At 35.1% G+C, this 15,004-nt stretch carries 15 protein-coding genes; all 15 read left to right on the top strand.

Translation table 11 applies throughout. The annotated features are described in order from the left end of the window. Positions 1-181: 181 nt before the first annotated feature. On the top strand, positions 182-790 hold the full coding sequence (locus tag NSQ92_RS12705) for a YphA family membrane protein (protein ID WP_341152828.1): 609 nt from the start codon (positions 182-184) through the stop codon (positions 788-790). Beyond that, positions 787-1,677: a YIEGIA family protein gene (locus tag NSQ92_RS12700; RefSeq protein ID WP_047940356.1), complete on the top strand. Its 891-nt coding sequence runs from the start codon at positions 787-789 to the stop codon at positions 1,675-1,677. Before NSQ92_RS12705 ends, NSQ92_RS12700 begins: the two co-directional genes overlap by 4 nt. Next, positions 1,674-1,859 (top strand): capping complex subunit for YIEGIA, encoded by a 186-nt coding sequence (locus tag NSQ92_RS12695; protein ID WP_047940357.1) that lies wholly within the window; start codon positions 1,674-1,676, stop codon positions 1,857-1,859. Before NSQ92_RS12700 ends, NSQ92_RS12695 begins: the two co-directional genes overlap by 4 nt. Before the next feature lie 376 nt (positions 1,860-2,235). Continuing rightward, entirely contained in the window at positions 2,236-3,546 is a 1,311-nt protein-coding gene (gene der, locus NSQ92_RS12690; RefSeq protein ID WP_341152827.1) for a ribosome biogenesis GTPase Der, read from the top strand. Between the two features lie 14 nt (positions 3,547-3,560). Then, positions 3,561-4,610 carry an NAD(P)H-dependent glycerol-3-phosphate dehydrogenase gene (locus tag NSQ92_RS12685; RefSeq protein WP_144544873.1) on the top strand — a complete coding sequence of 350 codons (1,050 nt, stop codon included), beginning with the start codon at positions 3,561-3,563 and terminating at the stop codon, positions 4,608-4,610. Positions 4,611-5,255: 645 nt separating this feature from the next. Beyond that, positions 5,256-6,734 (top strand): stage IV sporulation protein A, encoded by a 1,479-nt coding sequence (gene spoIVA, locus NSQ92_RS12680; RefSeq protein ID WP_047940360.1) that lies wholly within the window; start codon positions 5,256-5,258, stop codon positions 6,732-6,734. Between the two features lie 445 nt (positions 6,735-7,179). After that, positions 7,180-7,452: an HU family DNA-binding protein gene (locus NSQ92_RS12675; protein ID WP_016203034.1), complete on the top strand. Its 273-nt coding sequence runs from the start codon at positions 7,180-7,182 to the stop codon at positions 7,450-7,452. A 360-nt stretch (positions 7,453-7,812) separates the two neighbouring features. Then, positions 7,813-8,598, top strand: a complete 786-nt coding sequence (locus NSQ92_RS12670) for a heptaprenyl diphosphate synthase component 1 (RefSeq protein WP_161798381.1) — start codon at positions 7,813-7,815, stop codon at positions 8,596-8,598. A 6-nt stretch (positions 8,599-8,604) separates the two neighbouring features. After that, positions 8,605-9,306 carry a demethylmenaquinone methyltransferase gene (locus NSQ92_RS12665; RefSeq protein ID WP_047940362.1) on the top strand — a complete coding sequence of 234 codons (702 nt, stop codon included), beginning with the start codon at positions 8,605-8,607 and terminating at the stop codon, positions 9,304-9,306. 197 nt (positions 9,307-9,503) lie between these two features. Beyond that, on the top strand, positions 9,504-10,466 hold the full coding sequence (hepT, locus tag NSQ92_RS12660) for a heptaprenyl diphosphate synthase component II (protein ID WP_047940363.1): 963 nt from the start codon (positions 9,504-9,506) through the stop codon (positions 10,464-10,466). Between the two features lie 135 nt (positions 10,467-10,601). Continuing rightward, positions 10,602-11,048, top strand: coding sequence for a nucleoside-diphosphate kinase (gene ndk / locus NSQ92_RS12655; protein ID WP_047940364.1), 447 nt, complete (start codon positions 10,602-10,604; stop codon positions 11,046-11,048). Positions 11,049-11,410: 362 nt separating this feature from the next. Then, positions 11,411-12,184, top strand: coding sequence for a CheR family methyltransferase (locus tag NSQ92_RS12650; protein WP_341132645.1), 774 nt, complete (start codon positions 11,411-11,413; stop codon positions 12,182-12,184). A 195-nt stretch (positions 12,185-12,379) separates the two neighbouring features. Next, the gene (gene aroC, locus NSQ92_RS12645) at positions 12,380-13,552 is read left to right on the top strand and encodes a chorismate synthase (RefSeq protein ID WP_047940366.1); all 1,173 of its coding nucleotides are present in this window, start codon (positions 12,380-12,382) and stop codon (positions 13,550-13,552) included. Continuing rightward, entirely contained in the window at positions 13,552-14,634 is a 1,083-nt protein-coding gene (gene aroB / locus NSQ92_RS12640) for a 3-dehydroquinate synthase (RefSeq protein WP_095320628.1), read from the top strand. Before aroC ends, aroB begins: the two co-directional genes overlap by 1 nt. Further along, complete coding sequence (gene aroH / locus NSQ92_RS12635; protein WP_047940369.1) at positions 14,635-15,000, top strand: chorismate mutase; 366 nt, start codon at positions 14,635-14,637, stop codon at positions 14,998-15,000. Positions 15,001-15,004: the final 4 nt, after the last annotated feature.

The raw sequence follows: 15,004 nt of genomic DNA, 5'->3' as shown, positions 1-15,004 counted from the left end.
GATGTTCTCCTTCTTTTCTTTCATAGAAGTTCTTTTTATTATTCTTCCGAAGGCAGAAAACTACTTAATGAAAAAATTTCCTGAAAAAAATTTACAGAATACTCACTATGAGCTCTTCTAACTTTTTCGTTTAAATTACATAGTTCCGAGACATAATGGAAAAATAGAGGAGAGTGAGGATGTGGAAGGATCAATCTTTTTATTTTGTACATGGTGTATCTGGATAATAACAACGTTTTTTATGGACAAAAATAACCCAAGCCGAACGAAATATTCTATTTACATATTAACAGCAATTATTTTAAGTCCTTACCGTTGGGAATGGCAAGGAATAAGTTGCTCTATTTTGCTCCTGATTGTGTTAATAATGTCTTTTTTTTATACAGGTACTTTGCGGTGGATGAACTGTATTTATACGATTATTTCATCTTTTTTTATGATGTTAGCTTATGTTACATATGAGTTAATGGCCATTATTGATCCTGTTTGGGTATTTATTCCAGGTGTGTGGCTGAAAACAAGTATATTATTTACATTCCTTATCTTGTTACATAAAAATATATTTTGCCAAATACTTGTTTTGCTGATTGGAAGTATTAATGGGGAGATGGTTTTAAGCTTCCTTATAAGAAACTATCAGATGGATTATTCCATTGGATCAATGGCCTTTTTCGACTTTTTAACACTTGGTTTGCTAGGACTGATTTCACTTTATTACTTAAAAATAACACTTGCAAGATGGGAAAATTATGTATTTTTGCTTGAAAAGGAGAGACAAAAAAACTTATGAGCAATTTCGTTTATCCAATTTTATTTGGAGTGATTGTTGGAACATTGTTAAGGATGTTTATGCTGCGCACGGATTATAGACAATACCCGACTTATTTGCATGGAAAAATCATTCATATAGCGTTAGGTTTTATTGCAGCAGGTTTAGGTTCGGTTGCAATACCATCGATTTTAAACAAGGATTTTACGGCAGTAACATTTCTTACTGTTGCAGCGTCTCAATTTCGAGAAGTTAGAAATATGGAGAGAAATACATTAACAGAACTAGATAGTTTTGAAATGGTACCAAGAGGAAAAACATATATTGAAGGAATTGCGATTGCTTTTGAAAGTAGAAATTATTTAGTAATGTTTGCAGGATTAGTCAGCACGTTTGGATATATTGTTTTCAATATATGGACAGGAATACTTGCAGCGATCATTTCGGTAGTCATATCGAAGAAACTAATGTCTGGTGGTCAATTAAAGGATATAGTGGATATAGAATATGTTCAACCGACGTTTAAAGGGGCTGGTTTACATATTGATACTATTTACATTATGAATATTGGGTTACCGGAGCGACAGAAAGAAGTGTTGAAATATGGAATGGGATTTATTCTCACACCTAAGAATTTTAACGCGAGAACCACCATTGCAAATTTAGGGCAAAGACAAGCTATTTTATATGATGTTACAACAGCTCTTGGGGTATACCGTGACTCCGGAACACCTGCGTTAGTACCTCTGGCAAAAAGAGACCTTGAAGATGGGAGAGTAGCTGTTTTTGTGTTACCCCAAATACATAATGAAAAAAAAGCTATTCGCATCATTGGTGCAGTTCCAACTCTAGAAAATGCGATTCGCATGCCAAGTAAGCGTGAAGAAAGGGAGGATGAGTTAGAATGACTATAGAGAAATACATTTTAGCCTCCATAACAACTAATCCAAATAAAGTTGCTCCAGGGAGCGGTGTATTTTATTGCCAAGATACAAAGGAATTAGAAACCGTAGCGACAAATTTAGAAGCGATATTAGATGGGATTGCCCATAAAATCAGCGAGGAAGTTTTTATTATTGTAAGACATTAATTCTCATAAGAGAACTATCAAAAAGTAAGCTTATACAAAAGAAATATAGTTTTATGTTGCTAGGTTAACATCTGTTTGATAAACTATTTTAGTTAGGGGTCTGCCTCTCAGTTTAAGGGTTAGTCCCTATTTTACTATTTTTGTTAAAGGGTATTACTTGAGCAATCGATTATTGGTTTCGTTTTGAATTAGTTTTTAAGACGTTTTTAAAACGAAGCTATAAAAACGGAAAGTACAAAAAGCTTTAGTGCTTACGTTCATAAAAGAAATAAATAATCTAAGAATGTTCTTTAACATCGTGATTACCTTGAGATGTTTATGCTAAGGAATCATGCTGCATGGATAGAATGATTATGTATATGAAGGGATGATAGCGATGGCGAAACCAGTTATTGCGATAGTTGGACGACCGAATGTTGGGAAATCTACTATCTTTAATCGGATAGTAGGAGAACGTATTTCTATTGTAGAAGATATACCAGGAGTAACGAGAGATCGTATCTATAGCTCGGCAGAATGGTTAAATCATGATTTTAACCTTATTGATACAGGAGGTATTGATATTGGAGATGAACCATTTTTAGACCAAATACGTATGCAGGCAGAAATCGCAATAGAGGAAGCAGATGTTATTATTTTTATAACAAACGGTCGGGAAGGTGTTACTTCCGCAGATGAAGAAGTGGCGAAGATTTTGTATAAAGCGAAAAAGCCTGTTGTGCTAGCTGTTAACAAAGTAGATAATCCAGATATGAGAGAGCAAATTTATGATTTTTATTCATTAGGCTTTGGAGAACCGTTTCCGATCTCTGGTTCACATGGATTAGGACTTGGAGATTTATTGGATGAAGCTGCAAAGCATTTTCCTAAACGTGATACAAAGGATTATGATGATGATGTCATTAAATTTTCGCTTATTGGACGACCAAATGTAGGGAAATCTTCATTAGTGAATGCAATACTAGGCGAAGAGCGCGTAATCGTAAGTAATGTTGCAGGAACGACTCGTGATGCAATTGATTCCCAAGTAACGGTTAATGGCGAAGAATTCGTGATTATCGATACAGCTGGAATGAGAAAAAAAGGAAAAGTATATGAGTCTACAGAAAAATACAGTGTACTTAGAGCATTGCGAGCAATTGAAAGATCGGATGTTGTTTTAGTAGTTATTGATGGGGAAGAAGGAATTATTGAACAAGATAAAAAAATTGCTGGTTATGCTCACGAAGCAGGAAGAGCAGTTATTATTGTCGTAAATAAATGGGATGCAGTAGAAAAAGATGAAAAAACAATGAAAACCTTTGAACAAAATATAAGGGAGCATTTCTTATTCTTAGATTATGCACCAATTGTATTCTTATCTGCGAAAACGAAAAAACGTATTCATACTTTAATTCCGATGATTAAAGTTGCCAGTGAAAATCATACACGCCGAGTGGAAACAAGTGTGTTAAATGATGTTATAATGGATGCGGTTGCGATGAATCCAACTCCAACAGATAAAGGAAAAAGGTTAAAAATATACTATACTACCCAAGTTGCGGTTGGACCGCCTACTTTTGTTGTTTTTGTAAATGATCCAGAATTGCTTCACTTTTCTTATGAGCGATTTTTAGAAAATCGGATTAGAGATGCCTTTGGTTTTGAAGGAACACCGATTAAAATATTTGCAAGAGAAAGAAAATAAAAGAGGTGTAAAGGATGAAAGATAAAAAATCCGTAGCAATGATTGGTGCTGGAAGCTGGGGGACAGCACTATCATTGGTACTTGGCGACAATGGTCATACTATTCATATTTGGGGAAAAGATGAGAAAAATATTGCAGAGATAAATAATTTACATCAAAACAGTAAATATTTGCCTGGAATTACCTTACCCAATGAAGTAAAAGGCACCACTTCGTTAGAAGAGTGTGTTCATGATGTGGATATCATTGTTTTAGCTGTACCAACAAAAGCGATGCGTGAGGTAATTCCTCAATTACTCCCGTATATTAACGAACCAAAAACGTTCGTACATGTAAGTAAAGGAATTGAACCCGGTACATTACTTAGAATTTCTGAAATAATGGAGGAAGAGATACCTGAAAGCATCCGAAAGAGTATCGTTGTGCTATCTGGACCTAGTCATGCGGAAGAAGTAAGCTTACGTCATCCGACGACTGTTACAGTATCTTCTAAAAATATGAAGGAAGCTGAACTGGTACAAGATTTATTTATCAATCATAATTTTCGAGTGTACACAAATCCGGATCTTATTGGTGTAGAAATTGGCGGGGCATTGAAAAATATTATTGCGGTGTGTGCAGGGATTGCAGATGGATTAGGTTTTGGTGACAATGCAAAGGCCGCATTAATTACAAGAGGCCTTGCTGAGATGGCAAGACTAGGTACAAGAATGGGAGCAAATCCACTTACTTTTGCTGGTTTGACCGGGATTGGAGATTTAATTGTTACTTGTACAAGTGTTCATTCCAGAAACTGGCGAGCAGGTAATATGCTTGGAAAAGGTCATGCACTAGAAGAAGTGCTGGAGCAAATGGGAATGGTTGTAGAAGGAATCCGAACAACGAAAGCAGCCCATCAGCTTTCCGAAAAATATGATGTTACGATGCCTATCACAAATGCATTATTCGAAATTTTATTTAATGGCCAAGATGCAAAAGCAGCAGTCGAAAGTTTAATGGCAAGAGGAAAAACGAATGAAATGGAAGATTTAATAAACATTCTTGCTTCTCAGTACATAGAATAAGGAAAAGATGTGTACTTTGTAAATCCTTTCTTATGAAAGGAGAATGAACGAAATCTTTTTATGGAAATTAGGCGTTTTAATGGTTCGAAAATGTATGTAATAACATAAAATGCTTTGAAGCAACCTAGTGGAATGAACAGGGTTTGGGTTAAATAGTCAATGGAAATCAAAGTGAGAAGTTTCCCCTACTTCTTACTTTGATTTTTTTTGTTTTTCGCGCTTTGCTGCATTTGAACGATATATGTCATTACAACAGATTGGCAAGTTTACTAGACTGGCCGATAATCAGTTTCCCCTTTTCTAGTTTTTTATAGATGATTGCGAACAAAAAGTGTCATATCCCTTCTCTTCTTGTATATATTGAAGAGAAGGTTTTATTTATTCATACACAGAAAAAATGGGATTAATATAGCTTATAAATGAATTCATGCTAGTTTCATAAAAATAAAACGTATGGATGGGCATCATTTTTACGTTCATAAACAAAGGTCTTATTACTTTAAAATAAAAACTAGCAAAAAAAAGGGGGAGAAAATAAAAAATAAGGCATAAAGAGATAGGACAACATCATAAATATATATTGTCTAATAGTATTAAATGGATAATTCTATCCCATGTACTAGGAAAAGTTCAGGAGGGGATCACTTGGAAAAGGTAAATATTTTTAAAGATATTGCCGAAAGAACGGGCGGTGATATTTACTTAGGTGTAGTAGGAGCAGTACGTACCGGAAAATCAACTTTTATAAAAAAATTCATGGAATTGGTTGTTATCCCAAACATGGACAATGAAGGTGATAGAGCTCGGACTAAAGATGAGCTTCCACAAAGTGCAGCAGGAAAAACAATTATGACAACAGAACCAAAGTTCGTTCCAAATCAAGCGGCCTCTATTAAAGTAGATGAAGGATTAGAAGTGAATATCAGGCTTGTAGATTGTGTCGGCTATACTGTGCCGGGAGCACAAGGTTATGAGGATGAAAACGGCCCTAGAATGATCAATACACCATGGTATGAAGAGCCTATTCCATTTCATGAAGCTGCTGAAATAGGAACAAGAAAGGTTATTCAAGAACACAGTACAATTGGAGTCGTTATTACAACGGATGGTACGATTGGTGATATTCCAAGAAGTAACTACCTAGAAGCCGAGAATAGAGTAATTGAAGAGTTAAAAGAGGTTGGTAAACCATTTATTATGATTATAAATAGTGCTCAGCCATATCATCCTAATACGGATGCTCTAAAACAAGAGCTTTCCGAAAAATATGATATTCCAGTTATCGCCATGAGTGTAGAAAGTATGCGCGAAGCAGACGTGTTAAATGTTATGCGTGAAGCGCTATTCGAGTTTCCAGTTTTAGAGGTAAACGTAAACTTACCAAGCTGGGTAATGGTATTAAGAGAAAATCATTGGTTAAGAGATAATTATCAAGAAGCAGTAAAAGAAACGGTTAAAGACATTAAGAGATTAAGAGATGTGGATAGAGTAGTTTCGCAATTTAGTGAATATGAATTCATTGAAAATGCTGGTCTTGCAGGTATAGAAATGGGGCAAGGTATCGCAGAAATTGATTTGTTTGCCCCAGATGAATTATATGATGATATCCTCAAAGAAATTGTAGGAGTGGAGATTAGAGGAAAAGACCACCTACTAGAATTAATGCAAGATTTTGCACATGCTAAAACAGAATATGATCAAATCTCAGATGCTTTAAAAATGGTGAAACAAACTGGGTATGGCATTGCAGCTCCATCATTAGTGGATATGAGTTTAGATGAACCGGAAATCATTCGTCAAGGCTCTAGATTTGGGGTTAGATTAAAAGCCGTTGCGCCATCTATCCATATGATTAAAGTGGATGTAGAAAGTGAATTTGCACCAATCATTGGATCAGAAAAGCAAAGTGAGGAATTAGTAAGATACTTAATGCAAGATTTTGAAGATGATCCGTTATCCATCTGGAATTCAGATATTTTCGGAAGAAGTTTAAGTTCCATCGTCCGGGAAGGAATACAAGCAAAATTGTCCTTAATGCCAGAAAATGCACGTTATAAACTGAAAGAAACATTAGAAAGAATTATTAACGAGGGCTCTGGTGGACTCATAGCAATTATTTTGTAAGGACTCTATTCTAGAGTTCTTTTTTTGATGAATGAATAAAAAGGCTTTTCTTTTATTATAAATATACCCGTTTATTACATTATTGGTACAACGGGAGAATAGTTCCATTTCCGCTCAAATTATGGATGGAATTGGTAAAAATATGGTTTTAATGTTACGCTTTTATTTCAAAATAAGAAAATATTGCTATCAATATATAAAATTTCTTGATATGCAGAAATGATTATGATAATCTTTTAAAGGAATTAGCGTTATAAAAGGTTTCTTAATCTTTATTAAAAGCTTAAGGCTTTTCATACTGGCATTTCTTTTTAGTAGAAACCAATTGGTCTCAATTAAGAAAAAATTCAGTAGGACGTATATAATTCCGTTAATTTGTTTACAAATAAAGATATGAAACTAATTTTTAGCTTTTATTTGAAACACTCGGGAGGAGGTGAAAGGCATGAACAAGACAGAATTAATCAATGCAGTTGCTGAAGCAAGTGAACTATCAAAAAAGGACGCTACTAAAGCAGTTGACGCTGTTTTCGATACAATTTTGAATGCTTTAAAAGATGGTGATAAAGTACAACTTATCGGTTTCGGTAACTTTGAAGTACGTGAGCGTGCGGCTCGTAAAGGTCGTAACCCACAAACTGGTGAAGAAATTGAAATCGCAGCAAGTAAAGTTCCTGCTTTTAAACCAGGTAAAGCACTTAAAGACGCAGTGAAATAATTACATACAATAATAGTATTTCACTAAAACCGCGAAAATTATCGCGGTTTTTTTCTGTTGTTTTTTCATGGTGCAGAGTAACAAAACTGAATTATGTTCAGTTAATTCGGAAAAGATAAAGCAGAACCTTTACTAAGTGCCAATTGTATCCCTTTACTTTTTCTTGTGATATAATAATTAGAATATGTGATAGAAATGGAAAGTGGCTTTTTAAAAAAGTTTACTTTGTTAATTTGTAGTTCTAAGATAGATAGACAATCTTTCGAGAGATGGTTTCACTTGTCTTAATTAAAAGTAGATGCGAGAAACAAAATTATAGAAAACCAGGAATAAATGGGGAACAAGGGTGATGTTATGGTTATGCAGGAATTAATAGAAAGTGTAAAAAAAAGAGTGATTGAGCGAACTTCGAATCATTATTTGCAAAAACATATACCAAATCCAGTTATAGATGAACATAAGATATTACTAATTATATCTGTCCTTTTAGAGGCAAATATAAAAAAGCAAGAAATAATTACATATGCAGCAACTATTACACTTATACAAATTGCCCTTGATACCCATGAGCTTGTTACAAATGAAAAGATGCATAAAGGGAACGAAAGAAATCGACAGTTAACAGTATTAGCAGGGGATTTATATAGTGGGCAATATTATAAAATATTAGCGGAAATCGAAGACTTTAAAATGCTTAAAATCCTAGCAGAAGGAATTAAAGAGGTAAATGAGAATAAAATATTCTTTTATCAACAGAATGATAAAACAATAGAGCAGGTAATAGAAAGTCTGAAAAATATTGAGGGAGCATTAATTAAAAAGCTTGTGGACTTTTATCAATTAGATCGATGGAACTCACTTATAGAGGAATACTTGTTTCTTTATCGAATACGCAAAGAAAAAGAATTATATGACAGCACACAAAGATCAATTGTCGTCGAAACATTTTATAAGTATGAGAATAAAAACCATTTATTATCTATAAGTGATAAAGCTACCGTATTAGATAAATATCTAAAAGAGACAAGTTCACGACTAGAAGAGATGCTAGAAAATCTTCCTGAATTACAAACGGTGTTTAGAGAAAATACCTATCAATTATTAAATGCTTTAAATAAACAACAATTGTACGTAGAGGAAGGGTAATTAAAAATGCAGGAGCAACAGTCTAAAGAAGAAAAGGTACATAATGTATTTGAAAAGATTTATGGTAATTACGATAAAATGAATTCAGTCATTAGCTTTCAGCAGCATAAACTATGGCGAAAAGACACGATGAAGAGAATGAATGTTCCTAAAGGAGCAGCATGTTTAGATGTATGCTGTGGAACAGCTGATTGGACAATTAGCTTAGCAGAGCAAGTTGGACCAAACGGTAAAGTAGTTGGACTTGATTTTAGTGAGAATATGCTGAGTATCGGCAAACAAAAGACAGCGGAATATGATAATATTGAGCTTATTCATGGGAATGCTATGGAATTGCCGTTTCCTGATAATCAGTTTGATTTTGTGACAATTGGCTTTGGATTGCGAAATGTTCCAGATTATTTAACTGTTTTAAAAGAAATGCGAAGAGTTGTAAAACCAGGTGGATTGGTAGTTTGTTTAGAAACGTCCCAGCCGACAATGCCAATCTTTAGACAGGGATACTATTTCTATTTTCGCTACATTATGCCGGTTTTCGGGAAATTATTTGCGAAAAGCTATAAGGAATATTCATGGCTTCAGGAATCGGCACGTGATTTTCCAGGTATGAAAGAACTAGCTGAGATGTTTCAAGAAGCTGGACTAAAAAAAGTGACATATAAGCCTTATTTTGGTGGTGTTGCTGCGGTTCATTTAGGTTATAAATAATTATGCAATCATAGGGGAGAGTCTAAATCAAAATCCAAAGAGCAATATTTGGATTTTGATGGGGGACTACATTTTAATCCTGTATTCTTGACCTTGTATTTAGACTCTTTTTTCATAAATAGGATTAAATTTATACATAAGCATTTTTATGCTGGATAATTATTTCAAAATATCGATACAAGTTGGGTGAGTAGTTAGTGAAATTAAAAATGATGTACTCATTTTTGAATTCGGATATAGATAAGATTGAGAAAGCTTTGGAAGAAACGGTACAGGCGAACTCTTCCATTTTAAGAGAATCATCGTTACATTTATTGCAAGCAGGCGGCAAAAGAATACGTCCGATATTCGTATTGCTTGCTGGACAGTTTGGTAACTATGATATTCAAATTATAAAAAAGGCTGCTATTTCATTAGAATTAATTCATATGGCATCATTAGTTCATGATGATGTTATAGATGACTCCGATTTAAGGAGAGGGCAACCAACGATTAAAGCAAAATGGGATAATAAAGTTGCCATGTATACAGGGGATTATATTTTTGCTAGGTCAATAGAAATTATGAGTGAGATAGATAAGCCTGCTGCTCACAAAGTCCTTGCTAATACGATAGTGGAAGTATGTATCGGTGAAATTCAGCAAATAAAAGATAAATACCGATTTGATCAAAATATAAGGGATTATTTTCGACGAATTAAGCGGAAAACGGCTTTATTAATATCGGCTAGCTCATTAGTAGGGGCCATTGTTTCTGATGTAGAGGAAGAGTATCAACATAAGTTATATCGATTTGGCTATTATGTTGGAATGTCCTATCAAATTATAGATGATGTTCTCGATTTTGTTGGTACGGAAGAAGAATTAGGAAAACCTGCTGGTGGAGATTTACTTCAAGGAAATATTACCTTGCCTGTTTTATTCGCGATGGAACAAGAAAAAGTGCGCGATAAAGTGATAACTGTTCATGAGAGAATGTCCAAGATAGAGTTAATGGAAATTATCTCCATGATCAAAAATACAGATGCTATCGATCGTTCCTTGCAGGTTAGTGATTTGTATTTAAAAAAGGCTTTGCAAACTATTCGTGATTTGCCAAATGGAAAAGCAAAATCTGCACTTAATAATATCGCTAAATATTTAGGGAAGCGCAAATTTTAAAGGAATAAGCAAACCTTTTGAACCTTTTTTTCATGAAAGCGTTTTTAAATTTCTTTTGCATAAATTGGATTTTTGTGGTAAGTTTTTCATGAATGACCATGTTACTAGTCTAATACATATGGTAGGAGTGAGCTTATGGAAAGAACATTTCTAATGGTAAAGCCAGATGGGGTACAAAGAAATTTAATTGGGAAAATAGTAACCCGTTTTGAAGAGAAAGGTTTTCAACTTGTTGGTGCAAAGCTTATTCATATTACAGAAAATTTAGCGGAACAACATTATGCAGAACACAAAGGCAAGCCGTTTTTTACTCAATTAGTAGATTTTATTACTTCAGGTCCTGTTTTTGCAATGGTTTGGCAAGGAGAGGAAGTCATTGCAAAGGCTAGAATGATGATGGGAAAAACGGATCCTTTGGAAGCTTTGCCTGGTACGGTACGTGGAGATTTTGGGGTAGTAAAACATAAAAATATTATCCATGGATCTGATGGTTTTGAAAGTGCCCAAAGGGAAATTGCGCTATTCTTTAAAGAAGAAGAGTTAGTAGAGTATAAGAAACTATTAGATGGTTGGATTTACTAATATAGCTTACTTAGCTGTCCTATGCAGGGCAGCTATTTTATTTGAACGATCAAACTAAGAAACTTGGTACCGTGGAGTATGTACACCGATAACCAGTCGCTTCCGCTTTTCAATGTATGGCTCCAGCTCCTATCGTCTAGCAAACTTCGGCCGCTTCCCTACGATAAGTCAACATCGATTCACTAACGTTCATCGTGTTTCCTTTATCTCAGTCAATGCCCTCCAGTTTGTACACCGATAACCAGTCGCTTCCGCTTTTCTAGTAATTATATGAATAATCGGAATAAAATTTGGCCGTTTTGTGGGAAAATCGTATATACTTAAAAAGTAGTTGATTTTATTATACTTGTGAGGAATTTTAAATGGAGAAGGATTTTCAAGAGTTTATAAAGAATTTTTACAGATTATCTGGAATAGATTTGTCTTTATACAAAGAAGCACAAATGAAAAGAAGGTTGACTTCTCTTTATGAAAAAAGAGGTTTTACTTCTTTTGAAGATTATTTTAAAGCGATACATAAGGATAAACATTTATTGGACGAGCTATTAGATCGAATGACAATTAATGTTTCTGAGTTTTACCGTAATTATAAACGCTGGGAAGTACTGGAGAAAAAAATCTTACCATCTCTTCTACAATCAAAAGCACAATTAAAGGTTTGGAGTGCAGCTTGCTCAACAGGAGAGGAGCCGTACACTTTATCTATGCTTCTTTCTAATGAAATGAAATGGAGAGACTTTCAAATTCTTGCGACCGATATTGATATTAACGCCTTAGACAGGGCCAAGAAGGGGATTTATTTAGAACGAGCATTAAACGAAGTACCAATCGCTCAGAAGGATAAATATTTTGAGAAAGATGGTGCAATGTTCAAAATAAAAGAGGAAGTAAAAAGAAATGTAACATTTAAGAAGCAAAACTTATTATCGGATTCGTTTGGCGGACCATTTGATTTAATTGTATGTAGAAATGTTCTCATCTATTTTACAGAGGATGCAAAAGATTTACTTTACCATAAATTTTCTCAAGCATTAAGACCTGGTGGGATTTTCTTTGTGGGGAGTACGGAGCAAATTTTTACACCTGCTAAATATGGATTTGAGACAGCAGATACTTTTTTTTATCGGAAAATATAAGTTAATGGCAAAACAACATGGCAAAAATTATTGTTGTTTTGCCATTGTTTACATGATTGCTATTTTTCTTATGGATAGGATAATCACGTGGTAATATTTTACGAGGATTTTTAGATTTTCACTATTCATAACAGGATTGGTATGTTATATTGGAACATAATCACTTTAAAGCGTTGAAGGGAGAAAGGATTCATTATGAGATATTTAACATCTGGGGAGTCACATGGTCCCAAATTAATTACAATTATCGAAGGACTTCCGGCTGGAATGCCTTTATTAGCTGAAGATATAAATAAGGAGTTAGCTAGAAGGCAAAAGGGGCATGGCAGAGGAAGAAGAATGCAAATAGAAACCGATACCGTTGAAATTGGCGGCGGTATTAGACATGGCTATACGTTAGGTTCACCGGTTTCATTGATTGTAGAAAATAATGATTGGAAGCATTGGACCAAAGTTATGGGACAGGATCCAATTGATGAAGCGGAAGCAAACGAAATCAAACGAAAAATAAGTCGTCCACGTCCAGGACATGCAGATTTAAATGGCGCCATTAAATATGGTCATCGTGATATGAGAAATGTATTAGAGAGATCTTCTGCCCGTGAAACGACAGTTCGTGTAGCAGCAGGGGCGGTGGCGAAAAAGCTCCTTGACTTACTAGGGATTAAAGTTGCCTCACATGTTGTCGAAATTGGTGGTATAAAATCAAATATAACTAATTATGAGTCGATTGAAAAACTTAAGGAAATTACGGAAAATTCTCCTGTTCGCTGTTTAGATGAAGAAGCAGGCTTAAAAATGATGAATGCCATTGATGAAGCGAAAGCAAATGGCGATTCCATTGGCGGTGTAGTAGAAGTAATTGTGGAAGGTATGCCGATTGGTGTGGGAAGTTATGTACACTATGACCGTAAATTAGATGCGAAGCTTGCTGCTGCAATCATGAGTATAAATGCATTTAAGGGAGTAGAAATTGGGATAGGATTTGAAGCTGCTAGAAAGCCAGGAAGTGAAGTCCATGATGAGATCATATGGGATCAAGAAAAAGGTTATTCTCGCAGAACAAACCGTCTAGGCGGCTTAGAAGGTGGAATGACAAATGGTATGCCAATTGTTGTAAGAGGCGTTATGAAGCCAATTCCTACCCTATATAAACCATTAAAGAGTGTAGATATCGATACAAAAGAAGAATTTACAGCAAGCATTGAACGCAGTGATAGTTGTGCAGTTCCAGCGGCATCCGTAGTAGCAGAGCATGCTGTTGCTTGGGAGCTTGCTGCAGCTATTGTCGATCAATTTTATGCTGATCGATTTGAAGGGCTTGCAGCTAATATTGCTGAGCACAATAGACACGCGAGGGAATTCTAATGCAGACTGTTTCCATTCAAACAACGTCGAAACAATATGATGTATGGATCGGAGAACGTGTTATTGATGCGCTTTCAGCGTTTCTGCAAAAGGAATTTGTTGATGTAACAAAAGTTTTAATTATTACCGATGAGTCAGTTGAAAAGTTGCACCTGAAAACGGTAGAAAAGAAACTTTCCTCCTTTCCTGTCATTAGCTATATAGTGCCAGCAGGAGAAAAGGCAAAAACTTTCGATGTTTTTTATGCTTGTTTGACCTATATGCTAGAACAGCACCTTGATCGTAAATCGCTAGTATTAGCATTAGGTGGCGGAGCGGTCGGTGATTTAGCAGGCTATGTAGCTGCTTCCTTTATGAGAGGAATTCCTTTTATTCAAATCCCAACCACTATTTTAGCTCATGATAGTGCGGTTGGCGGGAAAGTGGCTATAAACCATCCTTTGGGTAAAAACATGATTGGTGTTTTTAATCAGCCAGAAGCTGTTTTTTATGATACAACGTTTCTATCTACGCTGCCGCTTCAAGAACTTCGATCTGGGTTTGGAGAGGTAATCAAGCATGCGTTAATTAGTGATATAACCTTTTATCAAGAACTACATAGCAAGATAAGTGATTTATCACAAGTAAAAATAGCTTATTGGTCTGAAATTCTTGAGAAAGGTATTCTTGTTAAACAAGCGATTGTTGAAAAAGATGAAAGAGAAACAAGCGTACGCGCCTTTTTGAATTTTGGGCATACATTAGGGCATGCAATTGAGGCAGAGATGGGGTATGGAAAATTTACTCATGGAGAAGCTGTCGTGATTGGAATGATATTTGCGTTAAGATTAAGCAAACGAGAATACGACATAGTATTTTCGATGGAGGAGTATATAAAGTGGCTTAAACAGCTAGGATATACTTGTGATATTCCAAGTGATCTGGAAATAGAACGTTTAATTGATCGAATGAGACAGGATAAGAAATCTATAAATGGAACAATACGTTTTGTCCTTTTGAAAGAAATAGGTTTTCCTGTTCTAGTAGAAGTGACTGAAGAGGTAATTAGAGAAGAATTAGGGTTATTTAAAGGTGGGAAGTAGATGATTAGAGGCGTTAGAGGAGCAATAACGGTTAAAAACAATATCGAAGCAGAAATTCTCTCTGCGACAGAAAGACTTTTTAAAGAGATGATAAACGCAAATAAGATAAAGGCATGTGATGTAGCATCCGTATTTTTGTCGGTTACAGATGATATAAATGCTGCTTTCCCAGCTAAAATTATTCGTATGCAAGAAGATTGGACATATGTTCCAGTCATGTGTATGAAAGAAATAGCTGTTCCTTTTGCATTAGAAAAGTGTATTCGGATTATGATGCATTGGAACACGGAGCTGCCGCAGGATGAAATACAGCATACTTATTTAGAAAAAGCGATTCAATTAAGACCAGATTTAACAAAACAATAAACTT

The sequence above is a fragment of the Niallia sp. FSL M8-0099 genome, assembly GCF_038006945.1.
GTDB lineage: Bacteria > Bacillota > Bacilli > Bacillales > Cytobacillaceae > Niallia > Niallia circulans.
Note: the sequence above shows the minus strand (reverse complement) of the source record. Positions and strands in the feature narration are given on the sequence as shown.